Source organism: Segatella intestinalis (assembly GCF_029348455.1).
GTDB lineage: Bacteria > Bacteroidota > Bacteroidia > Bacteroidales > Bacteroidaceae > Prevotella.
This window is the reverse complement of sequence record NZ_JARJVV010000009.1, coordinates 18,040-42,168: the sequence shown is the minus strand read 5'-3', so window position 1 is coordinate 42,168 and position 24,129 is coordinate 18,040. Positions and strand designations below refer to the sequence as shown.

17 protein-coding genes and 1 pseudogene are annotated in these 24,129 nt (G+C 50.6%); 11 read left to right on the top strand and 7 right to left on the bottom strand.

Translation table 11 applies throughout. The features are described from left to right. Nucleotides 1–110: 110 nt before the first annotated feature. Both P3T48_RS07340 and P3T48_RS07335 read left to right on the top strand, forming a co-directional pair. A complete protein-coding gene (locus P3T48_RS07340; RefSeq protein ID WP_276506221.1) occupies nt 111–2,063 on the top strand; it encodes a DNA topoisomerase IV subunit B in 1,953 nt (650 codons plus the stop codon). Between the two features lie 126 nt (nt 2,064–2,189). Further along, the gene (locus P3T48_RS07335) at nt 2,190–3,773 is read left to right on the top strand and encodes a S41 family peptidase (protein WP_276506220.1); all 1,584 of its coding nucleotides are present in this window, start codon (nt 2,190–2,192) and stop codon (nt 3,771–3,773) included. Between the two features lie 82 nt (nt 3,774–3,855). On the opposite strand, the gene P3T48_RS07330 is transcribed toward P3T48_RS07335, so the two are convergent. Continuing rightward, nucleotides 3,856–4,827, bottom strand: a complete 972-nt coding sequence (locus P3T48_RS07330; RefSeq protein WP_276506219.1) for a bile acid:sodium symporter family protein — start codon at nt 4,825–4,827, stop codon at nt 3,856–3,858. A 176-nt stretch (nt 4,828–5,003) separates the two neighbouring features. Between P3T48_RS07330 and ruvB the strand changes: the two genes are divergently transcribed. The 7 genes from ruvB to P3T48_RS07295 all read left to right on the top strand — a co-directional run bounded on the left by ruvB (nt 5,004) and on the right by P3T48_RS07295 (nt 8,838). Then, entirely contained in the window at nt 5,004–6,038 is a 1,035-nt protein-coding gene (gene ruvB / locus P3T48_RS07325; RefSeq protein WP_022253277.1) for a Holliday junction branch migration DNA helicase RuvB, read from the top strand. Nucleotides 6,039–6,065: 27 nt separating this feature from the next. After that, nucleotides 6,066–6,548, top strand: coding sequence for a pantetheine-phosphate adenylyltransferase (gene coaD / locus P3T48_RS07320; protein WP_276506218.1), 483 nt, complete (start codon nt 6,066–6,068; stop codon nt 6,546–6,548). Between the two features lie 137 nt (nt 6,549–6,685). After that, the gene (ybeY, locus tag P3T48_RS07315; protein WP_276506217.1) at nt 6,686–7,120 is read left to right on the top strand and encodes an rRNA maturation RNase YbeY; all 435 of its coding nucleotides are present in this window, start codon (nt 6,686–6,688) and stop codon (nt 7,118–7,120) included. Between the two features lie 66 nt (nt 7,121–7,186). Further along, nucleotides 7,187–7,354 (top strand): hypothetical protein, encoded by a 168-nt coding sequence (locus P3T48_RS07310; RefSeq protein ID WP_022253280.1) that lies wholly within the window; start codon nt 7,187–7,189, stop codon nt 7,352–7,354. A gap of 12 nt (nt 7,355–7,366) precedes the next feature. Beyond that, nucleotides 7,367–7,963, top strand: coding sequence for a GNAT family N-acetyltransferase (locus P3T48_RS07305; RefSeq protein ID WP_276506216.1), 597 nt, complete (start codon nt 7,367–7,369; stop codon nt 7,961–7,963). Between the two features lie 30 nt (nt 7,964–7,993). Continuing rightward, complete coding sequence (locus tag P3T48_RS07300; RefSeq protein WP_276506215.1) at nt 7,994–8,446, top strand: hypothetical protein; 453 nt, start codon at nt 7,994–7,996, stop codon at nt 8,444–8,446. Then, nucleotides 8,446–8,838, top strand: a complete 393-nt coding sequence (locus P3T48_RS07295) for a hypothetical protein (RefSeq protein ID WP_276506214.1) — start codon at nt 8,446–8,448, stop codon at nt 8,836–8,838. Before P3T48_RS07300 ends, P3T48_RS07295 begins: the two co-directional genes overlap by 1 nt. A gap of 55 nt (nt 8,839–8,893) precedes the next feature. Here the strand turns inward: P3T48_RS07295 and P3T48_RS07290 are convergent. Continuing rightward, a pseudogene (locus P3T48_RS07290) lies at nt 8,894–9,049 on the bottom strand (tRNA dihydrouridine synthase DusB); the annotation flags it as partial. 347 nt (nt 9,050–9,396) lie between these two features. Between P3T48_RS07290 and P3T48_RS07285 the strand changes: the two are divergent. Continuing rightward, nucleotides 9,397–11,649, top strand: coding sequence for a beta-glucosidase (locus P3T48_RS07285; protein WP_276506213.1), 2,253 nt, complete (start codon nt 9,397–9,399; stop codon nt 11,647–11,649). Nucleotides 11,650–11,720: 71 nt separating this feature from the next. Continuing rightward, complete coding sequence (bglX, locus tag P3T48_RS07280; protein ID WP_276506212.1) at nt 11,721–14,126, top strand: beta-glucosidase BglX; 2,406 nt, start codon at nt 11,721–11,723, stop codon at nt 14,124–14,126. A 202-nt stretch (nt 14,127–14,328) separates the two neighbouring features. Here bglX and susR read toward each other — a convergent pair whose 3' ends face one another. The 5 genes from susR to P3T48_RS07255 form a co-directional block, all read right to left on the bottom strand. Continuing rightward, complete coding sequence (gene susR / locus P3T48_RS07275) at nt 14,329–16,023, bottom strand: SusR family glycan utilization regulator (protein ID WP_276506211.1); 1,695 nt, start codon at nt 16,021–16,023, stop codon at nt 14,329–14,331. A gap of 303 nt (nt 16,024–16,326) precedes the next feature. Next, nucleotides 16,327–17,391 (bottom strand): family 16 glycosylhydrolase, encoded by a 1,065-nt coding sequence (locus tag P3T48_RS07270; RefSeq protein WP_276506210.1) that lies wholly within the window; start codon nt 17,389–17,391, stop codon nt 16,327–16,329. Nucleotides 17,392–17,481: 90 nt separating this feature from the next. Continuing rightward, nucleotides 17,482–19,365 (bottom strand): hypothetical protein, encoded by a 1,884-nt coding sequence (locus tag P3T48_RS07265; RefSeq protein ID WP_276506209.1) that lies wholly within the window; start codon nt 19,363–19,365, stop codon nt 17,482–17,484. Nucleotides 19,366–19,384: 19 nt separating this feature from the next. After that, nucleotides 19,385–20,920 carry a RagB/SusD family nutrient uptake outer membrane protein gene (locus P3T48_RS07260; protein ID WP_276506208.1) on the bottom strand — a complete coding sequence of 512 codons (1,536 nt, stop codon included), beginning with the start codon at nt 20,918–20,920 and terminating at the stop codon, nt 19,385–19,387. A 21-nt stretch (nt 20,921–20,941) separates the two neighbouring features. Further along, nucleotides 20,942–24,073, bottom strand: a complete 3,132-nt coding sequence (locus P3T48_RS07255; protein WP_276506207.1) for a SusC/RagA family TonB-linked outer membrane protein — start codon at nt 24,071–24,073, stop codon at nt 20,942–20,944. Nucleotides 24,074–24,129 lie beyond the last annotated feature (56 nt).

The window sequence follows — 24,129 nt, the reverse complement described above, 5'->3', positions numbered from 1 at the left end:
AACCAAGCTTTCTTTTTCCCAGGAAGCTTACATACTTTGCAGATTCTCAGAGCCAGTGAATCTTGAGAGTACAACAACATAACAATCTTGAAAAAATATAGGAGGAAAATATGGCAGAGGAAAACAGCAATACAGTACAATATACTGATGACAACATCCGGCACTTGAGTGATATGGAGCATGTACGTACCCGTCCAGGTATGTACATCGGACGTTTGGGCGATGGCAATCTGCCCGAAGACGGTATCTATGTGCTCTTGAAAGAGGTGGTGGACAACTCCATCGACGAGTTCAAGATGGGCGCCGGAGCTCGACTCGAAATCGACATCGAGGACAATCTTCGTGTCAGCGTGCGCGATTATGGCCGAGGCATTCCGCAGGGCAAGCTTGTCGAGGCTGTCAGCGTGCTCAATACTGGTGGCAAGTACGACAGCAAGGCCTTCAAGAAGAGTGTGGGCCTGAATGGTGTGGGTGTGAAGGCGGTCAATGCCCTCAGCTCTCATTTCGAGGTGAAGTCTTTCCGCGAGGGAAAGGTGCGCCATCTTGTCTTCGAACGGGGCGTTCTGAAGAGCGACAAGACCTCAAAGACCGAGGATGAGAACGGAACCTACATCTTTTTCGAGCCCGACAACACTCTCTTCAAGAACTACAGCTTCCACGATGACATCGTGGAGACGATGCTTCGCAACTACACCTATCTCAATACGGGCCTTACCATCATGCACAATGGTCGTCGCATCCTGAGCCGCCACGGTTTGCAGGATCTTCTTACCGACAACATGACCAATGACGGTCTCTACGACATCATCCACATGAAGGGCGAGGACATCGAGGTGGCTTTCACCCACACCAACCAGTATGGCGAGGAGTATTATTCCTTTGTCAACGGTCAGCACACCACGCAGGGCGGAACTCATCAGAGCGCCTTCAAGGAGCACATTGCCAAGACCATCAAGGAATTCTTCGGTAAGTACGAGTATGGCGACATTCGCAACGGCCTGGTGGCAGCTATAGCCATCAATGTCGAGGAACCCGTCTTCGAGAGTCAGACGAAGATCAAGCTCGGCAGTACCACGATGACTCCCAATGGCGGCGAGACCATCAACAAGTATGTGGGCGATTTTCTGAAGAAAGAGGTGGACAACTATCTTCACATCCATAAAGACGTGGCCGAGGTGCTGGAGAGCAAAATCAAGGAGAGTGAGCGCGAGCGAAAGGCGATGGCTGGCGTCACCAAGCTGGCGCGCGAGCGTGCCAAGAAGGCCAATCTGCACAACCGCAAGTTGCGCGACTGCCGCATCCATTTCAGCGACGCCAAGAACGAACGCAAGGAGGAAAGCTCCATCTTCATTACAGAGGGCGATTCTGCCAGCGGAAGCATCACCAAGAGCCGCGACGTGAACACCCAGGCTGTGTTCTCCCTGCGCGGTAAGCCGCTCAACAGCTTTGGTCTTACCAAGAAAGTGGTGTACGAGAACGAGGAATTTAATCTTCTCCAGGCAGCCCTCGACATAGAGGACGGTCTCGACTCGCTGCGTTACAACAAGGTTGTCGTGGCTACCGATGCCGATGTCGACGGAATGCACATTCGTCTGCTTATCATCACCTTCTTCCTGCAGTTCTTCCCCGACCTCATCAAGAAAGGCCATGTCTACGTGCTGCAGACGCCTTTGTTCCGTGTGCGCAACAAGCGAACCAAGATAAAGAACAAGCAGGCCATAGCCGATGCCGACGCTAAGTTGGGACCGAAGGAGAAGAAGAGCGACTTCATCACGCACTATTGCTATAGCGATGAGGAGCGCCAGCAGTCCATCCGCGACTTGGGACCTGATCCTGAAATCACCCGATTCAAGGGTCTCGGCGAGATTTCTCCCGAAGAGTTTGCCCATTTCATCGGTCCAGACATGCGACTGGAACAAGTCACTCTGCACAAAACCGACCAGGTGCAGAAACTCTTAGAGTACTACATGGGCAAGAACACCATGGAGCGCCAGAACTTCATTATCGACAACTTGGTGATCGAGGAAGATATTCCAGATGAAGACTCTGATCCGTTGGATTAGAATTGATAGTCACGGATTAACAAAAAGGCATGGATTTGTCTTAACTCCTCAGCGACCATAGGGAGCGATAACTCCTTTAACTCCTTTAACTTCTGAGCTTGCGAAACTCAAGTAAAATATGAATTTATGAAGAAATATCTATTGTTTGCACTGGTAGCATTTCTGGCAGTAACTTCTGCCAGTGCCCAGATGCGCATCAGAATGGGCAAGAACAGCCCGATAGAGAAGTTGGGCAGGGCAGAGATAGCCATTGCCAATCTCTATGTCGACAGCGTCGACGAGAACAAGCTTGTCGAGGATGCCATTCGTGGCATGTTGGAGAAGCTCGACCCTCATTCCTCTTACACCACAGCCAAGGAGACACAGGCGATGAATGAGTCGCTCAACGGCTCTTTTGATGGCATCGGTGTGCAGTTTAACATGGTCGACGACTCACTCCTCGTCATTCAGCCCGTTGTCAACGGGCCTTCCGAGAAAGTGGGCATCATAGCCGGCGACCGCATTGTGGCAGTCAACGACACAGCCATCGCAGGCGTCAAGATGAGCAAGGAAGAAATCATGAAGCGCCTTCGCGGACCCAAGGGAACCATAGTCAACCTCACTGTTGTGCGCCGTGGCATCAAGGACAAGCTTTCCTTCCGTGTTAAGCGCGACAAGATACCAGTCACCACGATGGATGCAGCCTATATGATTCGCCCCGGAATCGGATACATCCGTCTGGGCAGCTTCGGAATGACCAGCCACAAGGAGGTTTCTGTCGCTATGGACTCGCTCAAGAAGAAAGGCATGAAAGACCTCATCTTCGACCTTCAGGACAATGGTGGAGGCTATCTTCAGACGGCAGCCAAGATAGCCAACGAGTTCTTGGAGAAAGGCGACCTCATCGTCTACACCAATGGCCGTACAGCGCCTCGACAGGAGTTCCGTGCTGAGGCCAACGGGCGCTGGCGCAAGGGCAAGCTCGTGGTTCTCACCAACGAGTTCTCGGCTTCGGCAGCCGAGATCGTTTCGGGTGCCATACAAGACCAGGACCGAGGCGTTGTCGTAGGTCGTCGCACTTTTGGCAAGGGATTGGTGCAGCGTCCTCTTACCTTTGAGGATGGCAGCGAGATACGTCTCACCATAGCTCATTACTATACGCCGAGCGGCCGATGCATCCAAAAGCCTTACAAGAAGGGCGAGCGCGAGGATTATGCCATGGATCTCGACAACCGCTACAAGCACGGCGAGTTCACCAACCAGGACAGCATCCATCTGTCCGACTCTCTGAAGTATTACACCCTGCGCAAGCATCGTGTGGTTTATGGCGGCGGAGGCATCATGCCCGATTATTTCGTGCCGCTCGATACGACCAAGTACACCAAGATGCACCGCTTGCTTACAGCCAAGAGCATCGTCATCAACCACAGCCTGAAGTTCATCGACACCCATCGCCAAGAGCTGAAGAGCCAGTACAAGGATTTTGGTAAGTTCCTGGCAAGCTATGAGGTTCCTCAGAGCCTTGTAGAGGAAATCATCGCCGATGGCAAGAAAGAGAAAATAGAGCCCCGTGACGCCGCCGAATTGGCTCAGACGAAGAAATACCTGTCCATACAGCTCAAAGCCCTTGTAGCGCGAGATATTTGGGATATGAGCCAGTATTTCCAGGTTTGGAACGAGACGAACGAGATTGTGATGCGTGCGGTGCAGTTGCTTACGTATGGCAAATAGCAGATATGAAATCGGCTCTTTCTTCACAAAGATGAGGAAAGAGCCGATTTTTTTATGGGGTGTTTATTGGATAGTTCAGTTATTAACCTTTCCCGTGCATTTTGTCCCATTTCAGGTAGATTCCTGCAAGAATTGTGCCCGAAATGCTGTGCCAGGCGCAACTAATGGCACAAGGAAGTACGGCAAGGGGCTGGGCGGCAAAGAAGTTTCCGGCCAGGACGGTGGCAAGACCGGCGTTCTGCATTCCCACCTCGATGCTGATGGTGCGCTTCTTGGCTGTGTTGAAGCCTGCCAACTTACCGGCCAGCCAGCCGAGGCAATAGCCCAGGGTGTTGTGGCAGAAGACGACGGCAAAGGTCCAGAGGAAGAGCATCATGCCGCGTGCCACGAGGTCGTCGTGAACGGTAGAGATAACGCCGCCCACGATGATTGCCAGGCAGGTGACGCTGATGCCGGGCATCAGGCTCTGAATGGTAGGGAAACACTCCCTCTTGCCGTAAATGTAGTTGAGTGTGCAGCCGATGGCTACAGGGATGATGGTGACGAGCAGAATGCCCTGGAACATGCCGATGGCGTCGATATGGATGATTTCGCCAGCTGTAATCTTCATCAGCAGCGGCGTCATGACAGGAGCGAGGATGGTGGAGGCACAGGTCATTCCCACCGAGAAAGCCACGTCGCCATGACAGAGATAGCTCATGATGTTGCTCGACACACCGCCAGGACAACAGCCCACGAGCAGAATGCCGAGGGCAAGGGCAGGGTCGAGGTGCCATACGTGGACAAGGAGGTAGGCCACGCCCGGCATGATGATGAACTGGGCGCAGGCACCGATGAAGACATCAAGGGGGCGTTGCGCCAAAATCTTGAAATCGTTGGTGGTGAGAGTCAGTCCCATGGTGAGCATGATGATGCCGAGAATGACGGTCTGGGTGATTCCGCGTACCCAGTCGAAGGTATGTGGGAAGAAGAATGTGAATACAGCTACTCCTATCACGAAGATGGAGGTGTAATTGGCCAGCAAACGGCTGAGCGCCTGAAATAAATGTAACATAACCTATATATTTTTAGAATGTTTGTCGCCCTCTTATATACGTTCTGTTCGGAATGTGGGTGCAAAAGTAGTGATTATATTTGTTGTGAGCAAAGGTTTTTGTCGATTTTTTCGTGAATTCCTTTTTATTTCTGATACAATTGTGTAACTTTGCACAAAATATAAGATATTACGGAATGAACGAAGATTTTGACATAAGAAATGAGTCGGTTTCGCCTGCCGAAAAGGAATTCGAGAAGGCGCTGCGACCCTTGAAGTTCTCTGACTTCAGCGGACAGACGGGCGTGGTGGACAACCTGCAGGTGTTTGTCGAGGCAGCCAAGTATCGCGGCGAACCGCTCGATCATACACTGCTGCACGGTCCACCAGGACTGGGCAAGACGACGCTGAGCAACATCATCGCCAACGAGCTGGGCGTGGGACTGAAGATTACATCGGGCCCTGTGCTCGACAAGCCGGGCGATCTGGCAGGCATTCTTACCTCGCTGGAACCCAACGACGTGCTCTTCATCGACGAGATTCACCGTTTGTCGCCCGTAGTGGAAGAATATCTCTACTCGGCCATGGAGGACTATCGCATCGACATCATGATCGACAAGGGTCCGTCGGCCCGCAGCATTCAGATCGACCTCAATCCCTTTACCCTTGTAGGAGCCACTACCCGCAGCGGTTCGCTCACAGCGCCTCTGCGTGCCCGTTTCGGCATCAACCTGCACTTGGAGTACTACAATCCGCCAACGTTGCAAAAGATCGTGAAGCGCAGCGCCATGCTCCTGAAAGTGCCTATCGAGGAAGAGGCTGCGGCTGAGATTTCGCGCCGCTCACGCGGTACGCCCCGTATCGCCAACTCGCTGTTGCGCCGTGTGCGCGACTTCGCCCAGGTGAAAGGCAACGGCACCATTACCTACGACATTGCTGAGTTCTCGCTCCGTGCGCTCAACATCGACCAGTATGGTCTGGACGAGATCGACAACAAGATTCTCACCACCATCATCGACAAGTTTCATGGCGGACCGGTGGGCGTGGGAACGATTGCCACAGCCATCGGCGAGGATGCTGGAACCATCGAGGAGGTGTACGAGCCTTACCTCATCATGGAGGGATTCATCAAGCGAACCTCGCGCGGACGCATGGCCACTAAGCTTGCCTACGACCATCTGGGACGCAATCCCTATGGCAGCAACATCATGCAGGGAGACTTGTTTGAGTGAAGAATTTGATAGAAGAACTTTAACTACATGAAGATAGGAATATTTACGGGAACTTTCGACCCATTTACAATCGGGCATCAAAATATAGCAGAACGTGCGCTCCCCATGTTTGATAAATTGGTGATAGCTGTAGCGATGAGTAAGCTCAAACATGCCACGGAAGAGATTTCTCAGCGTGTGGAGGACATCAAGGCTGTTTTTCCGAAGGAGTGTACAGAGCTGATAGATGTGCAAGATGCTTCGAAGGGTTATCGCATGGAGGTAGTAGCCTACGACGACCTTACCATCGACCTGGCGCATCGTCTTGGAGCCAAGTTTCTGGTGAGAGGCGTGAGGAGCGCAAAAGACTTTGAGTACGAGCGTGAGCAGGCCGACATCAACAAGCAGTTGGGTGGTGTGGAGACCATTCTCCTTTTCTCCGATCCCCGCTACAGCAGCATCAGTTCTACGCTCGTCAGGGAGTTGAGATTCTTCGGAAGAGAAGTGGATGAATTTCTGCCTAAGAAGTGAAGAGTGAAGAACGAAGAGTGAAGAATTCAAGAGCTTAAAAAGATAATAAAAAAATATATAGTATAAATGGAGAATAGGAACGAAAAGGTGTTGTCTTGACTCCTTTAACTCCTTAACTCCTTAACTCCATAAGAAGTATGATAACATATAGTGTAGAAGGCGTGAAAATGCCTAAAATCAAGAAGCGCGAAACCAGCGCATGGATTCGCAAAGTGGCTGCTTCACACGGACGCAAAGTGGGCGAGGTGGGCTACATGTTTGTAGACGACGAGAAGATTCTCGAGGTCAACAACGAGTATTTGGGCCATGATTATTACACCGATGTCATCACCTTCGATTACGATGAGGGCGATGTCATCAACGGCGATATTGTCATCTCGCTCGATACTGTGCGCACCAATGCCGAGCAGTTCGGCAAGACCTACGACGACGAGTTGCATCGTGTCATCATTCACGGCATCCTGCACTTGTGCGGCATCAACGACAAGGGCCCGGGCGAGCGCGAGATCATGGAGGAGAACGAGAACAAGGCTCTCGCCATGCTCGAAGGTGCTTCGATATTGAAACAGTAAAATAAACAGCAACCTATTTGTGTTGTGATAGGTTGGCATTTGGCAAAATTACAGGAGATTAAAATTATGGCAACAGCAATTAAAGCTATACCAACGTTACATGGCAAAGAAGCTAAAGAGTTTTTGCGTCATGCAGAAGAGGCCGAGCGCAATTTTAAGGGTTTCAATAATATAGAAGAACATCCTTATTGCGTAATGGCGCGTAGTATTTTAGAAAAGGCAGGAATGAAGTAAGAAAGGGGTATTATGTTTCTGAATTCACAATGCTTTTTCGGTGAATTGACAGATGATCTATTATCTATCTGTCAACCCTTTTCGTGTGGCAATGAAGATTTAGATGATTTCTTCAGGAATGATGCCACACGATATGCTTATTATTTGATGGGAAAATCTTATTGCTTTCGCAAAACAGATGACCCTACCAAGATAGTTTGTACTTTTACTGTTTCTAATGATAGTATTCGTATTTACGATCTACCAAGAAGCCGTAAAGATTATATGAAAAGTCTTACTCATCATGAGAAACCTCTTCGCCGTTATCCGGGTGTTTTGATTGGTCGATTGGGAGTGAATAAAGATTTTTGTGGAAAAGGAATCGGAAGCGAGGTTATAGACTTTATTAAGGGTTGGTTCATGTCACATGACAATAAATCTGGTTGTCGCTTTGTTATCGTAGATGCTATCAACGCTCCAGAGGTTATCTCTTTTTATCAGAAGAATGGGTTCCAACCTTTGTTTTCTTCTGAAGAACAAGAATTCCTTTATACAGGAGGAAAGAAAGGACAACCTATTAAAATGGCTACAAGGCTCATGTATTTTGATCTGTTGTGGATGAGACAATAAATAATTTAGTAATTTTGAATGCTTAAACAAATGAAACAGATAAGAAATATAATCATGGCATGGCTGTTGTGTGTTGTACCTATGGCAAGCTTTGCTCAGTTAAAGAAAACTGCAACTATAGAAAAGCTCAAGAGCTTTACTAATGGTTCGGTTACGTTGACTAAAACTATGACTGAAAAAGGGGATACTTACTCAGTTATTTTACGCAATAATTCGAAGTTTCATGACCCTGTTATCTTTTTATTGGGTGATAAAGAGACTACGATAAAAAATCTTCAAGATTTCTCTGAAGCACTGAAAAATGCTAAAAAAGGTGAGCATTTTGATTTTGAAGTAATGGGACAGACTTATAGTTTGGCCTATAGTACGACTTTAGGACAGAAATGCTTTAAGGTATGGGAACCAAACGGTATTAGCTCTGATTTTGGTAGACTATATAAAGCAACAATAGATGATATGATAAAATATTTTATGGAACAATAATGGGAAAAGAGTGTAGAGTTTGGGTGGTTTTTGCTAATGAACGTAAATGTAATCACACAAGATGTTTGTTGACAAAAGGTTTTGTTAGTTGGGTGGATTCTTATGGATTTGAAGTTGGAGATGTCGTTTATTTGTTTATGTCAAATAGCCGAAATATACGTTTTAAAACAATAGTAGAGGCTTGTGGTATTCCTAGAGAAGATTCTGAATTTTGGGTAGAGAAAGCTCCAAGGGATTTAACTTCTCGTTTGAAACTTATAGGTGAAAGTAATAATAACCTTTTGAAGGAGGAAAACCTAAAAAGACATGGTTTTAATGGAGGTAGATCTTTACAAAGACCTATATACAAGAATAAACAATTGATAGCTTATATACAAAATTATTTTAAATAGTATGAGGAGATTCCAATCAACATCGTTGGAGTCTCCCTTTACTTAGATACTTGTATTATTCTATCGCCTTGATTCTCTCTCGGCATTCTTTCAAAATCTCTTTCAGTTCCTTCACGGTAGTGGCTCTCAGCATGGCGATTCTCGTCTGGCGGAAATCGGGAATGCCCTTGAAGACAGGGGAGGCGGCAAGGTGGCGACGGGTGTGCAACATTCTCTGTACTGCTATGTGCTCTCCAGCCAATCCTGACACTTAAAAATCGCCCCATTATTTACCCCTTTTTCGACTAACCGACTTTTCATTAACTTCCACTTAAATCGAAAGGCTGTTTTTGCGTAAACAGCTTGTTTATAGAAGGTTGCAGTTTTGCATTATGTACACGAATCCACTATTTTACTAAGTGAAATAGCTTTTGTTTGATTTTTTAGCTATCTTTGCAGAAGATTAGCTGCATCTCAGCATAATATTCAAGCAAGCTTGATATTCTGCATTCGATTTGCAAAATCTTTGCAGAAGAAAAGATTAGCTGCACTCGGCAAAAAATAATAACAATATAACTTATGAAACATTTAGCATTATCCTGCGTGTTGTCGCTGACAACCGTTTTCTCAGTTCAGGCGCAGCAGATGCCCGTCTATTTGGACGACACCAAGCCCGTAGAGCAACGCATCGAGGACGCCCTCTCCCGCATGACCTTGCAGGAGAAAATAAGAGTTATTCACGCCCAGAGCAAGTTTTCATCGGCTGGAGTTCCACGATTGGGATTTCCTGACTTCTGGACTGACGATGGTCCACACGGTGTGCGCCCCGACGTGCTGTGGGACGAATGGGATCAGGCAGGACAGACCAACGACTCGTGTGTGGCTTTCCCTGCCCTTACCTGTCTTGCAGCCTCCTGGAACCCTCAGATGAGCCGTATCTACGGCGAGGCATTGGGCGAGGAGGCTCTCTATCGTGGCAAGGACATGATCTTGGGACCCGGCGTCAACATCTACCGCACTCCCCTCAACGGACGTAACTTCGAGTACATGGGCGAAGACCCTTATCTCGCCTCTGTCATGGTAGTGCCCTACGTACAGGGACTGCAGTCGAAGGGCGTGTCGGCATGCGTGAAGCACTATTGTCTGAACAACGACGAGGAATATCGCCATCAGGTGAACGTGAAGGTGAGCGACCGTGCCCTGCACGAAATCTATCTGCCTGCCTTCAAGACTGCCGTTGAGCAAGGCAAGGCATGGGCCATCATGGGCGCATACAACCTGTATCGCAACGAGCACAACTGCCATAACCAGTACACCCTGAACAAGATTCTGAAGAACGACTGGCAGTTCGACGGAGTGGTGGTGAGCGACTGGGGTGGAGCCCACGACACCGACCAGGCTGTGAGGAACGGACTCGACATGGAGTTCGGCTCCTGGACCAACGGATTGAGCTGGGGCGCCTCCAACGCCTACGACAGCTATTATCTCGCCCGTCCCTATCTGAAGGCCATACAGGAAGGCAAATACACCACACGTGAGCTCGACGAGAAGGTGCGTCGCGTGCTGCGACTCTTCTATCGCACCACGATGAACCGCCATCGTCCTCACGGCTTCCTCTGTTCCGACGGACATTACGCCACAGCCCGACAGATAGCCGAGGAAGGCATCGTGCTGTTGCAGAACCGCAACCGCGTGCTGCCCATCAACACTCAGAAGGTGCGCCATGTGCTCGTGGTGGGCGAGAACGCCATCAAGATGATGACCGTGGGTGGAGGCAGCTCCTCGCTCAAGGTACAGCGGGAGATTTCCCCTCTGCAGGGCCTGCAGGCACGACTGGTCAAAGACGGCGTGGAGGTTGACTTTGCCCGAGGCTATGTGGGTGATGTGACTGGCGCTTACAATGGCGTCACCACAGGTCAGAATCTGGAAGACAAGCGTAGCGAGGCAGAACTCATCGCTGAGGCTGTAGAGAAGGCGAAAGCGGCCGACTGTGTCATCCTCTTCGGCGGACTCAACAAGAGCGACTATCAGGACTGCGAGGGCCACGACCGACAGCAGTATGAGTTGCCCTATGCGCAGGACAAGCTTATCACAGCTCTGGCTGCTGCCAACAAGAACTTCGTCTATGTCAACATCTCGGGCAACGCTGTGGCCATGCCTTGGCGCGAGAAGGTTCCCGCCATCGTGCAGGGCTGGTATTTAGGCTCTGAGGCGGGCGAGGCTTTGGCTTCTGTCCTCACGGGCGACGCCAACCCATCGGGCAAGCTGCCCTTCACCTGGGTGAAGTCTTTGCAGAATGTGGGCGCCCATGCCCTCAATACCTATCCCGGCACATGGCGCCTGGAAGGTGGTGCTCAGACCAAAGGAAATATCATTGACGAGGAATATAAGGAAGGTATTTATGTCGGTTATCGTTGGGCCGACCGCAAGAAGCAGCGTCCTGTGTTCGCCTTCGGACACGGTTTGAGCTACACCCAGTTCGCCATCAGCAATCTGCGTGCCGACAAGGCATCGATGACAGCTGCCGACTCCATCACCTTCACCGTACAGGTAAAGAACATCGGTCAGCGTGCCGGATCTGAGACCGTACAGCTCTATGTGCACGATGCCAAGGCCTCGGTCGACCGTCCGCTCAAGGAGCTGAAAGGCTTCTGCAAGGTGAGTCTGAAGCCTGGCGAGAGCAAGGACGTCAGCATCACCCTTGGCAAGGACGCCCTCAGCTTCTACGACGAGACTACAGCAAGCTGGAAGGCTGAGGCAGGACAGTTTGAAGCATGGGTAGGTAATGCTTCCGACAATTTGAAGCTTAAGAAAACCTTTGAGCTGAAGTAAATGTCTTAGTTTCTCCTAAGAATAATCCATGTAAATTATCAGAATTATATCTTAAACCCTAAATTATCAGCATGAAAAAAGAATTATTGTTATCATCATTCATTCTTTTGGGGGCAGCTTTTCCTTTAATGGGGATAGCTGCCTCACCATCAGCATCATGGAAGACGGTGCAAGTAAAACAGAAAGCTAAGCGTCAGTCTAAGAAAGCTGTTGACAGCAAGAAGATTCTTCCCATGAAGGAATATATCGACCAATTGATGGCCAAGATGACGCTTCAAGAGAAGATAGGTCAGCTCAACCTCATGGTGGCAGGCGATATTACTACAGGAAATGCTATGGACACTCAGGTGGCAGGCGATATTACGGCTGGAAGAATGGGAGGCGTGTTCAACATCAAGGGTTTCGACAAGATTAAAGCTTTACAGGATGTAGCCATTCGGAATAGTCGTCTTGGTATTCCCCTCCTTGTAGGTATGGACGTTATTCATGGTTACGAGACCATCTTCCCTATTCCCATTGCCCTCTCATGCACGTGGAGCGAAGAAGCTTTGAAGCAAGTGGGAGCCGTTTCTGCCCGTGAGGCAAGCGCCGACGGCATCAACTGGACCTTCTCGCCTATGGTCGACGTGGCTCTCGATGCCCGCTGGGGACGTATCAGTGAAGGCTTCGGCGAGGACCCTTATCTGAGTGGAGTTTTGGGTGTTGCCATGACCCGTGGTTATCAGTCGGTCGACATGAGTCAGGAACATATTGTTCCCAAAGACCATATCATGGCTTGCCTCAAGCATTTTGCTCTCTATGGTGCTGTGGAATCAGGTAAGGATTATAATACGACCGATATGAGTAAGGTGCGTATGTACAATCAATATCTTCCTCCTTACAAGATGGTTGTCGAGGCTGGTGTAGGAAGCGTCATGTCTTCCTTCAATCTCATCGACTATGTTCCCGCTACAGCGAGTCATTGGATGATGACCGATGTACTGCGCAATCAATGGAATTTCAGAGGATTTGTAGTGACCGATTATGGCTCTATAGGTGAAATCCTACAGCATGGAACGGCTAAGGACTTAAAGGAAGCTTCAGAGCAGACGCTCCTGGCCGGAACCGATATGGACATGTGCTCGCAGGGCTTCGTGAGATTCCTGGAACAGAGCGTCAAGGAAGGCAAGGTGAGCGAGGCTGACATCGACATCGCCTGCCGTCGCATCTTAGAGGCTAAATACAAGCTGGGACTCTTCGAGGATCCTTACCGTTACTGCGACAGCAAGCGACATAAGACCGACATCTTTACCGCTGCCCATCGCCAGACCGCACGTGACATAGCTGCCGAAACCTTTGTACTTCTCAAGAACGACCAACAGCTTTTACCACTCAGCAAGAAGGGAAAGATAGCTCTCATCGGACCGCTTGCCGACACGCGCAACAATATGAGTGGTACTTGGAGCGTTGCAGCTACTCACGACCGCTATTCCTCACTCAAAGAGAGTATGGAGAAGGCTCTTGCAGGAAAAGCTACTTTGCTTTATGCTCAAGGTTGCAACGTGGTTTACGACGAGCAAGAACAGAAAGATGGTGAGTTTGGCAAGACTATAACTCGTGGGGATGATGCTAAGCTGAAGGCTGAGGCTTTGCAGATAGCACGTCAAGCTGATGTTATCGTTTGTGCCATGGGCGAGACTGCCGATATGAGCGGTGAGTGTGCCAGTCGTACCGACTTGCGTATGCCCGACACACAGCGTGACTTGCTCGAAAAACTTGCCCAATTAGGTAAGCCCATCGTGCTACTCAATTTCTCTGGTCGTCCTACCGTGCTTACTTGGGAGAAAAATCATATCCCTGCCATCATGAATGTATGGTTTGGCGGTTCTGAGACTGGCGATGCCATCTGTGATGTGGTCTTTGGCGACAAAGTGCCCTGTGGCAAGCTTACCACCTCTTTGCCCAAGGCTACAGGTCAGGAACCTCTTTATTACAATCACCAAAATACAGGACGTCCTGTACCCGATGACAATCCTCGATTTGCCAAATATGCCAGCAACTTCTTGGATGTACGCAATGGCGCCCTCTATCCTTTTGGATATGGCTTGAGTTATACCACCTTTGAGTATGGTTCATTGCAGTTGAGTTCCCATAAAGCGAGTGTAGCCTCTGCCGACAGCGATACGTGGAACGACCATGCCGACATCACTGCCACCATTCGTGTTACGAACACAGGTCGTTGTGCAGCCGATGAAATCGTACAGCTTTACATTCGAGATAAAGTGGCAAGCATTTCCCGTCCTGTTAAAGAGTTGAAAGGCTTTCAGCGCATTCATCTTGCTGCAGGCGAGAGTAAGGAGGTAATTTTCCACATAACTCCTGATATGCTGAAGTTCTATAATGCCAACCTACAGTATGTTCTCGAATCTGGCGATTTCGACGTCATGGTAGGCCCTAATAGTAGAGAAACGAAGAATGTTATGTTCACAGTAGAATAAAGCCTTTGAGCGCTTCGTATAAGCGCTAAAGAGAATCCCCTGAAAGGAAGCCTTAGCATATAGGCAACCTTTCAGGGGATTTTTATGATTGTATTCAGAAGTTATTTTGTGAAGTCATGGAAGTTGTCATTCCTTTCTGTCACTAAGAACTCAAAGCCAACAGCATCACTGTTTGAGTTTTATGAAAGTTAGATTAGAGATGTTAGAACGTTCCGATCTTCCTTACATCCTCCTCGAAGGAGTCTTTGTCGTTGATGGCACCTTTCTTGATATGTGCTCTGTAGTTGTAGATGGTGTTGACACTGTAATGCAGGAACTCCGCTATTTTGCTGCTGTCGGTGATGCCCAATCGGATAAGGGCGAAGATGCGGATAGGGGTGGAGAGTTGTTCCTTCTTTGGCTGTTCTATGCGCTCTTCGGGGCGCAGCAGGGCATTGAAGGAATCGAGGAAATGGGGGAAGAGCTGGAGAAAGGCGGAGTCGAAGTTGGTGTAGAATTCCTCTAACTCTTCTTCCTTGAAGTTCTGTGGACGTGTCATTTCGTACAATTCGTCATACTGGCGTGTCTTCAGCTTCTTGTGCACTCTCTTGCGCAAATCCTCTATCTTGTTGATATAGATGGAGCAGAGGCGCATAAATCTGCCCACATACTCTTCCTTGACACGGTTGGCGTCGGTGAGTTCATGGTTGACCACAGAGAGCTGGCTGTTGGTGCAGGAGAGCTGCTCGTTAAGCGACTTGAGCTGTGCATTGAGTTCGTGCTGTTGGTGGTTGGTCTTGGCGAGGTCGTCTCTTGCGATGGCGAGTTTATGTCTCTGTCGGCTGACGTAGAACACGCTGATGAGGAGCATCAACGCCAGGATGCTGATGATGCAGAGGGTATAGTTCTGTCGCCTGTTGTACTGGTCGTTCTCGTCTTTGTACATCTTGGCGATGACCGACAGCAGGGGCGATATCTGGGCCAGTCGCTGTCGTGAGCCGAATCGGTTAGCGCAGATACTGTTGAAACTGATGTACTTGTAGGCTCTGTCGACATCGTTGAGGCCCATGAGCTGGTTGGCCATTTCCCACATGGAGCCTTGGTCCATGACGCCATTCTTGATGTCGGTGAGGACTGATTCTGCCAGCCAGTACATCATGCGGGTGCTGTCGTTCTCTGCCTTGTATGCCAGATAGCGGTAGAGGGTGACGAGGGCATAGGGATGCGACCCTTTCTCTACGTGGCTGAGCCACTGGTCGTTGATGCGCATAGCTTCCCGATTGTCATGGGCATTGAGGGCGTCGAGCTCACGATACTGAAATACCGAATTGCTGGTGGGGGGAAGCGCAGCATACATTCGTTGCCGGTATTCGGCTGCCATGGCGCCGTATTGCGCCTCGGGGGTGATGGGGTTGCGGTAGTATATGATTTCGCCGTATACCTGGTTGTAAGCCATATAATACGTGCCCTTGGCAATGTTGTCAAGCTGGGTGGTGTCGATGGCGCTGAGGGTGTTGAGCGCCTCGATAAACTTGCCTGTGCTGGAGCAGCGGATGGCGATGAGTGCCTGGCACTTACCTACTTCTGATTGCTTGCCCGTCTTCCGGGCAATCTCGATGCAGCGTTTGAGGTAGATGATGGCAGAGTCGTTGACGAAGGGTGTGTACTCTTCGTATAGTCGATAAGAGAGTTGGTATTCGGCATGTAGGTTTTTGGCTTGCGAGAGCTGTTGCTGCAGCTGTCGGATGCGCTGCTCTTTGCGGCTGACGTATTGGGCAGAGTTGTCTATTGTCTCGTCGATGCAGTGGAGCAGAGAGTCGACACTCTTTGGGGTCTGTGCATGACCTATGAGAACTGACAGCGCAAGGAAAAGTTGCGTAGTAAGGATGATTTTTAGGCTTTGTTTGGCTTTCTTCATTTTCAGGTATTTTGCTGTTAGCCTGCAAAAATATGAATTTTTTTTAAAATACGCAAGAACAAAGCAAAAAATAATGATAGTTGAGGTGTTTTTCAGGAGTTTCTTGAGGAGTTAAAGGAGTTAAGGGGTTTTTCAGGAGTTAAAGGAGTTAAGGAGTTAAAGGAGTTAAGACAAATGTCTTGAGGGTTTAATTAAAGGAGTTAAGACAACCGTATTTTGGCGTTGTTTTTAAACAACAAAGCATATGTCTTAACTCCTTAACTTCTTTAACTCCTTAACTCCTTAATGAGATGCAGGGGAAAATTACTTCTGGAATACGCGAACGTAGTCCACCTCCATGGTGGCAGGTAAGCAAGATGGGTCTAAGCCCTGGCCGCCGCCCCAGGCACCGCCCCAGGCGAGGTTGAGGATGGGGTAGAAGGCTGCATCGAAAGGCCATGCCTCCTTGCCGCTGCCGTCGTTGCGATAGGTGAGGAGTTCCTCGCCATCCACATAGAAGGTCATGTATTCTGCAGTCCACTCCATACCGTAGGTGTGGAACTCGGTCTGTGAGTTGCTGATCTTGCGGCGTGCAGACTCGATGGCAGTGCCACCGTTGTTGTACTTAGTGCAGTGGATGGTGGAAACAACCACGTCGGGGTCGTAGCCCACAGACTCCATGATGTCGATCTCGCCATCACCAGGCCAGTTCTGCCAATTGACAGGCATCATCCAGAATGCGGGCCATGTGCCCTTGCCCTTAGGGAGCTTGATGCTTGCCTCGATGTATCCGTACTTCCAACCTGTGGACTCACGAGCGTAGAGACGAGCGCTCTTGATGGTGCCGCCATCGTCGAGGAGGTTGATCTTCAGTGTTCCGTTGGAAACCTGTGCCACCTTGTCCTCGCGCACGTAGTTCTGCAACTCGTTGTTCACCCATCCGGCTGGCTTGATCTCGTAAGTCCAGTCTGGTCCCAATTCGTTGTCGCTGAACTCGTCGTTCCATACGAGGTTGTAGCCCTCGATAGGGCAAGTGATGTTCTGTCCGCCCTTGGCCTGGGTGACGGTGATGTTCTGGCGTGAGCCACCCGACCAGATGGTGATGTTGCCAGTGCGCTCAGCGCCCAGGTTCTCGCCCACGGTGACGGTGATGGTGGCTTTCTTGCCTACGGGATTGGTGGGTGTCACCTTGATCCAACTGTCGTTGGAATAGGCGGCAAACTCGTGTGTGCTCTCCACCTCGGCGGTCTGTGTTCCTCCTTCCTTCTCGAAGTTCAGCGTGGTGGAAGAGAGGGTAATGGTCTCGGCCGAAGCGTAGCTGATGTCGGTTTCGTTGTTGCTGCAAGCGCTGAGGCTTATAGCAACAGCGAATATTGCGCTAAAAATCATTATCTTTTTCATGTTAGTATGTTTATTGTTCAAGTTTTCAGGGGGAATTCCCATGAATTCCTCACCTGAGAAACTTGAGTTTTGATGAAATTACTGAGCAGTTTTCTGGAAGATGATATCGTAGATTTCTACCTTCTCGCCTTCTGGATTTCCTCCAAAGTCGAATACCAGCTTGAGGGCATCGGCCGCACCGACCTTGAGGACGGTGGCAGGAACCTTAACCTGATATTCCTCGCCTGCCTTGAGGTCGTAGGTGTTCATGAAGAAGAAGTTTTCATCGCTGCTCGTGTCTGTTATCTTCACGGTTACGCCCTTGATGTCTTTCTTAGCCAAGAACTTGCACGAGAAGTCGTAAGGCGTGTCAGCCTCGCCAGGAATGTCGGTGATGAGGTGAACCTGTGCCTGCCACTGTGCGAAGGTCGCTGTAGGCAGCTGTACGGTGTAATGGCCCTTGTCGGCAGTGAAATCGGGAGCGTCTATCTCGGTCCATCCTGGAGCGTAGAAGAAGAAGGTGGTGAAGCCTGCGTCGCCCTTGTCGTCTACATGGCTCTTCCAGATATTGGAAGCGCTGTTGTAGTTGTACACGGTCTTATCTTCTTCCTCGGCAGGTGCTTCCACACCGTCGCACTTGTGTTCCTGCAAGTCGATGTTGCTGATGGTGAGCTTGGTGTTGTCGGCATTGCCTCCGCCGTCGACGACTAAGGTGATGTTGTCCATGTCGATGCCATCCATGTCGCTACGGTAGAAGAGAACTTCCTGGTTGGCCTTCAAGTCGATGCGCTCTGCAAAGTAGAAGCTGTTGTCGTCGCCCGTTTTCACCAGTTTGAGTGTTACACCCGGATGATCGGTGGTAGAAACGAGCTTGCAAGAGAAGTCGTACTTGGTAACCGCGTTAGTGGTCATGTCGGTGAGGAACTTGACCTGTGCCTGCCACTGTTCGGTGGTTGCTGTAGGCAGCTCAATGGTGTAGGCACCGTTCTTCTCGGTGACGGTTGGATTGTCTATCGGTGTCCATCCCGGTGCATAGTAGAACTCGTTGGTGAACTGGCAGTTCTTCCACATGTTGCAGTCGCTGTTGGAGTTGAAGCCCTGGAAGCCTTCGCTGGCGCAGGTGAGGATGTAGTGCCATGCTATGTTGCCATCGTCCCATACGAGCACCATGGTGCTGCCGGTAATGCTCTCTACACGCAGACGGAGCTCGCCGTTATAGGCTGCGTCGGCTGGGATGTAGGGGAAGCAGGTGTTGGCAGGCATGACGAGGTAGAGGTCGTCGCCCTCGGCACTGAGCTGGTAAGAGCTGTGCTGTTCGCTGACAGGCACCATGTAGTCGGTGTCCTGATGATAGTCGGGGAAGATAGAGCAGCCGGTGTTGACATACATGGTTCCGCCAGCGCCTGGGTTGTAGGTATAGCTGTAGTCGGAGCCAAAGGTGAGTCGGTCGTCGTACACACCGAATTCTGCCTTCTCGTTGGCTCCTGCCTTCCACCACTCAGTGCCGTCGGTTCCTGAAGGTCCGCACGCTAAGTGGGCGGGTTCGGTGGCAGCGATGCGCCACTCCTTGCCCGACAGCTTGCCTACGATCTCGCTGAAGTCGACGAGGGTGTTGGTGACGTGGAATGTGGTCTCGCCCATGCCCTGCGACATACCGTTGCGGTTGCCCACACGGTAGTAAACCTTATAGTCGCCCGAATTGACCCATATCTTCTGCAGTGGGTTGACGGTGGAGTAGACGGGGTTCTTGGTTACTTCCTTGCCGTCAACAGGAATGTACCACATGGGGTAGATGCCGTCGCCCTCCATATTGAAGGTTACTGTGTTGGTCTCGTCGTCGACGCTGGCAGTCACTTTTGCGTTCTCTGCCAGTGGCAGTCCTGCCTCTGATACGCCGTCGAAGTCCTCTGGGCTGCACGCGCTGAGTGCCAACCCTGCTGTGGCAGCGATGAGGAGTGCCTTGCTGAATATGTTATGTTTCATAATTGCTTGAGTCTTTATATTAATAGTCGTTTTGTGTCAGTGTGCCGTGAGATGCGTCAATTTCACTCAAAGGAATAGGAAGATATTTCTTCTTCTCTGTCCATGTGTTGGTGCGGTAGCCGTAGGCATCGGGTACGAGTGTGGTGGCAGCCTTTCCTGTACGGATGAGGTCCCAGTAGCGTTTGCCCTCGCCTACAAACTCCTTGTGGCGCTCGTCGATGATGTTGTCGATGGTGGCAGCCTTGTTGTCGGTGAGTCCGGCACGGTGGTGTACCTTGTTGAGGTATTCCTCGGCATCTGCCATGTTGCCGCCTGTGCGCACGATGAGCTCGGCTGCATTGAGCAGGGTCTCGGCGAAGCGGTAGATGCGCAGGTTGTTGTTGAAGTTGAGGTCACCGTCGGCTTTCTGATCCTTGTTATTTTCTTTATAAGCGATATACTTCTTGAGCCAGAGTCCGGTGTATTGCCAACTCTTGGTGTCGCAGTTCTTGCCACGTCCGTCGAAGATGGTGGCGTCCTTGCGTACGTCGCCCTCGTCGAAGAGGTCTAAGGTCTCGAGTCTTACAGGCTCAAATCCCCATCCATTGTCCACTCCGTCGCTCTCCTTGTAGTCGCGTGGAGAGATGAAGCGTGGATAGACGGTTCCGCCCGCATTGATGACTCCACCGCCCCAGGCACGCACGGCTCCGTCGTCCATGTAGCCTATCTCGAAGATACTCTCTTTGGTCCACTCGCCACTCTCGAGGAAGATATTGGCGTAGTCGGGGTTGAGGTCATAGTTCTGCTTGTCTTTGATAATCTCTTGCATATAGCCTAATGCCTTGGCATAGCGGCTCTCGTCGTTCTGGTACATCACCATCTCGGCATAAATCATGTAGGCGGCAGCCTGGCTCATGCGTCCCAGGTTCTTGTCGTCCCACTTCATAGGCAGGGCGTTGAGGCCGATGGCGCTCTCGAGGTCGCTGATGACAGCCTCGTACACCTCGTCGGCGCTCTTCTGCTCACCGATGTAAGGCGACTTGAGGTTTTCGAAATAGAAAGGTATGTTGCCATAGAACTTCCATACCTGCATGTAGTAGAAGGCGCGCAGCACCTTGGCTTCAGCCATGAAGGTGTTGTAGTCTGCCTGTGTGAGGGCAGCCTTGGCCCACTCTATATAGGTGAGCACGTCGTTGGCATTGCGTATGCCCTTATAGCTCTGATCCCAGATGCCTGTGAGGGCATCGCCTGGGTTCTGGGTGCTGGCATAGTTGGACATCTTCTGTAGGAAGAGGTTGTCGGAACTGGTTCCGCCGCCTACCCACACATCGTCTGCCATGATGTCGCTGCAGAGCTGTAGCGGAGCATACTGCACGTTGTTCCAGTCGTACTGGCGCATGGGGTTGTAGGTGGAAGCCACAGCTTCCATGATGTGCTCCTTGTTGCTGTAATATTCCTGCAGGGTGGCCTTGTCGGGAGGGGTTACGTCCAAGAAGTCGTCCGAGCAGCTGGTCAATGTAAGGGGAGCGATGAGCGCTGCCATCAATACATATTTATATATTTTCTTTGTTTTCATAATGATAAGTTTTTTAGAGGTTTAGAATCCAAGGTTGAAGCCCACGGTGATGGTGCGGCTCTGAGGATAGACACCATAGTCGACACCCAGCGAAGTGGCTCCTGTGCTGTTGCCCGATGAGATTTCGGGGTCGAAGCCTGCATACTTGGTAAGGGTGAGGAGGTTCTCGGCTGCTACGAAGAGGCGCAGCTTGTTGACGAAGAACTTCTTGGTGATGAACTGTGGCAGGGTGTAGCCCAGCTGGATGTTCTTGAGTCTGATGTAAGAACCGTCGGTGATGTAGAGGTCGCTGCTCTGCCAGTTGGTTCCGTCGTTGATGACGAAGCGTGGGTACTTGTTGGAAGTGCCTGGACCTGTCCAGCGGTTGAGCAGATAAGAAGGAAGGTTGGCGGGTTGCACGTCGGTACGGCGTGTGGCATCGAAGATGTCGTTGCCGGCAGTGCCCTGCCACATCATCATGAAGTCGAAGCCCTTGTACTCGGCATTGAGGGTGAAACCGAAGGTCCAGTCGGGCATTCCCTTACCTATCTTGGTGCGGTCGGCAGCATCGATGGCTCCGTTGCCGTCAACATCGACGAAACGCACGTCGCCAGGCACAGCCTTAGGCTGCAGCAACTCGCCGTCCTTGTTGACCCATGCCTTCACCTCGTCCATGGTCTGGAAGATACCGGCTGTCTTGTAGCCGTAGAAGTATGGGAATGGTTCGTTGTTAGAACCGCGGGTGATGGTTCCGGTGTTCTGCATAGAACCGAGTTCCAAGAAGCCTGAGGTGTTGCCGAGGTTCTTCAGTTTGTTCTTCAGATAAGAGGCGTTAGCCTTGGCATGGAATTTAGCCTTACCGATGTTCCACTTGTAGCTGGCTTCCATTTCCAAACCTCTGTTCTCCATGTCGCCCACGTTGCCAAGAGGTGCGCCGGCACCCACGTAGTTAGGAATAGGCATACTGATGATCATGCCGTTGGTCTTCTTGATGTAATAATCGAGGCTGAATGTCAGGGCGTTCTTAAAGAATCCCAAGTCGATACCTAAGTCGGTCTGCTCGCTCTCCTCCCACTTCAGGTCGGGGTTGGCAAGTGAGCCTGCCTGTACACCATTGACAACGGTCTCGCCCTTGCCCAGGATGGTGTTATAAGGCGAAGCTGTCCAGGCTGCATAGGTGAAGTCGCCGATGTTGTCGTTACCGTTCTTACCCCAGCTACCGCGAATCTTCAAGTTGCTCAACCAGTCAGGAGCATGGAAGTAAGGCTCGTTGATGACGTTCCATCCCAAAGAGAAGGAAGGGAAGGTGGCGTAGCGGTTGTTGGCACCGAAGCGTGAGCTACCGTCGCGACGTACAGTAAACTGTGCCATGTAGCGCTCGTCGTAGTTGTAGCTGGCACGGAAGAAGTAAGAACTCAGTGTGTGTTCGTAAGCAGGTCCTCCACTGGCAGACATCTCGCCACGGCTCTGGTCGGCACTCGTATTGTTCATGAAAGGCTTGTTTATGTCCTTGAGGTTCTGCAATGCACCATAGAGGTTCATGCCTGTATTCTGCATCGCACTCTGACCTGCCACCAGGTTGATGGTGTGCTTGTTGAAGGTCTTGTCCCAAGTCAGCACGTTCTCCAACTGCCATACAGTGCCGCGGTTGCTCGACTGGTGGGCGTTGGTGATAGTGGCCTTATTGTTTCCTGAGAGATAATAGAGAGGTGTGTAGCCGTCGCTTCCCCAGAATGAGAGGTCGGCTCCGTAAGAGATGCGGTATTTCACGCCGTAACCGATGTTGAGGTCGGCAGAGAAGTTGGCTACAAACTTATGGCTCCAGCCCAAGTCGCCAGGCAGCGAGAGCATGGCCAATGGGTTGTTCATTTCCTGATAGCTGCTTCCAGGAACTGTGTACATACGTCCGGCTCCATCGTAGAGCATGTACTTCTCGCCATAGAGATTGCTCTGAGCTTCGGCTGCTGCACCGCTCACGGTAGGAGTGAGGATAGGAGAGAGGTAGAGGGCCGAACCCAATGGAGAACCATACTGAGAGTTGGCGTCGATGGCCTTGCTCTTGACACGAGAGTAAGAGATGTTGGCGCTGATCTGCAGTTTGTTGAGCCAGTCGCGGTCCTTGGTGTCGTCGAAGAGCGTGTAGCTGGTATTGCTGCGAAGCGACAGACGGCTGTAGTTGCTTCGGTCGTAGTTGCCGCCTACGATACCGTCCTGATGATAGTAACCCATAGAGAGGTAATAATTGATCTTGTCGGAAGCGCCGCTGACGTTCACCTCATGGTTGACAACACCGGCGTTGTCGTTGAACACCTCGTCCTGCCAGTCGGTGCCCTTGCCGTACTGATAAGGATCGGCATAGATAGGAGCCTGTCCTGCGTTGACAAGACCTTCGTTCATCATCACTGCATACTCGGTGGCGTTAAGCACATCGCGGTGCTTCCATGGGTTCTGCCAGCCGTAAGAGAAGTTGTAGTTCACGTGTACTCTGCCCTTCTCGCCGCCCTTGGTGGTGACGAGGATGACACCGTTGGCAGCACGTGTACCGTAGATGGCGCCAGAGGCAGCGTCCTTCAGCACCTCGATGCTCTCGATGTCGCTGGGGTTCAGATAGTCGATACCGCCCTCGATAGGCATTCCGTCAACGATGTAGAGAGGGTTGCTGTTGTTGATGGTTCCGATACCACGGATACGAACCTGAGAGGCTGCACCAGGCTGACCTGATGAGGAAGTGACGGTAACACCTGAGGCCAAACCCTTCAGTGCGTTGTCGACACGTACTGCCGCCTTGCCGTCGAGGTCGTCGGCGCTCACCTTGGCGATAGAGGCTGTTACGACGCTCTTCTTCTGAACACCATAACCCACTACCACTACGTCTTCGAGGGTGCGTGAGTCTTCCTTCAGCGTGATTTTCAGCTTGTCGGAAGCCTTCACCTCTTGAGTCACATATCCTATATAAGATACGACCAATGTTGTGTTGGGGTTGGCTTGAATCGTGAAGTTACCGTCCAAGTCGGAAACTGTACCTTGCGAGGTACCTTTTACTACTACTGATGCACCGATGATGGGTTCGCCACTCACGTCGGCGATGTTACCCTTACAGGTAATCTGTTGCGCCTGCATGATGGTTGCCACAAACAATGTCAGCATCACCATTAATAACCTTGTTGGTTTCATAAGCTTAATGTTTAGATTTTTATTATTATTGTGTCTCGTTATTATTAGGTATGATG

Excerpts from the sequence above, each read along its gene's own strand:
- P3T48_RS07340 (WP_276506221.1), top strand. The coding sequence starts at position 111 with ATGGCAGAGGAAAACAGCAATACAGTACAATATACTGATGACAACATC.
- P3T48_RS07335 (WP_276506220.1), top strand. The coding sequence starts at position 2,190 with ATGAAGAAATATCTATTGTTTGCACTGGTAGCATTTCTGGCAGTAACT.
- P3T48_RS07330 (WP_276506219.1), bottom strand. The coding sequence starts at position 4,827 with ATGTTACATTTATTTCAGGCGCTCAGCCGTTTGCTGGCCAATTACACC.
- ruvB (WP_022253277.1), top strand. The coding sequence starts at position 5,004 with ATGAACGAAGATTTTGACATAAGAAATGAGTCGGTTTCGCCTGCCGAA.
- coaD (WP_276506218.1), top strand. The coding sequence starts at position 6,066 with ATGAAGATAGGAATATTTACGGGAACTTTCGACCCATTTACAATCGGG.
- ybeY (WP_276506217.1), top strand. The coding sequence starts at position 6,686 with ATGATAACATATAGTGTAGAAGGCGTGAAAATGCCTAAAATCAAGAAG.
- P3T48_RS07310 (WP_022253280.1), top strand. The coding sequence starts at position 7,187 with ATGGCAACAGCAATTAAAGCTATACCAACGTTACATGGCAAAGAAGCT.
- P3T48_RS07305 (WP_276506216.1), top strand. The coding sequence starts at position 7,367 with ATGTTTCTGAATTCACAATGCTTTTTCGGTGAATTGACAGATGATCTA.
- P3T48_RS07300 (WP_276506215.1), top strand. The coding sequence starts at position 7,994 with ATGAAACAGATAAGAAATATAATCATGGCATGGCTGTTGTGTGTTGTA.
- P3T48_RS07295 (WP_276506214.1), top strand. The coding sequence starts at position 8,446 with ATGGGAAAAGAGTGTAGAGTTTGGGTGGTTTTTGCTAATGAACGTAAA.
- P3T48_RS07285 (WP_276506213.1), top strand. The coding sequence starts at position 9,397 with ATGAAACATTTAGCATTATCCTGCGTGTTGTCGCTGACAACCGTTTTC.
- bglX (WP_276506212.1), top strand. The coding sequence starts at position 11,721 with ATGAAAAAAGAATTATTGTTATCATCATTCATTCTTTTGGGGGCAGCT.
- susR (WP_276506211.1), bottom strand. The coding sequence starts at position 16,023 with ATGAAGAAAGCCAAACAAAGCCTAAAAATCATCCTTACTACGCAACTT.
- P3T48_RS07270 (WP_276506210.1), bottom strand. The coding sequence starts at position 17,391 with ATGATTTTTAGCGCAATATTCGCTGTTGCTATAAGCCTCAGCGCTTGC.
- P3T48_RS07265 (WP_276506209.1), bottom strand. The coding sequence starts at position 19,365 with ATGAAACATAACATATTCAGCAAGGCACTCCTCATCGCTGCCACAGCA.
- P3T48_RS07260 (WP_276506208.1), bottom strand. The coding sequence starts at position 20,920 with ATGAAAACAAAGAAAATATATAAATATGTATTGATGGCAGCGCTCATC.
- P3T48_RS07255 (WP_276506207.1), bottom strand. The coding sequence starts at position 24,073 with ATGAAACCAACAAGGTTATTAATGGTGATGCTGACATTGTTTGTGGCA.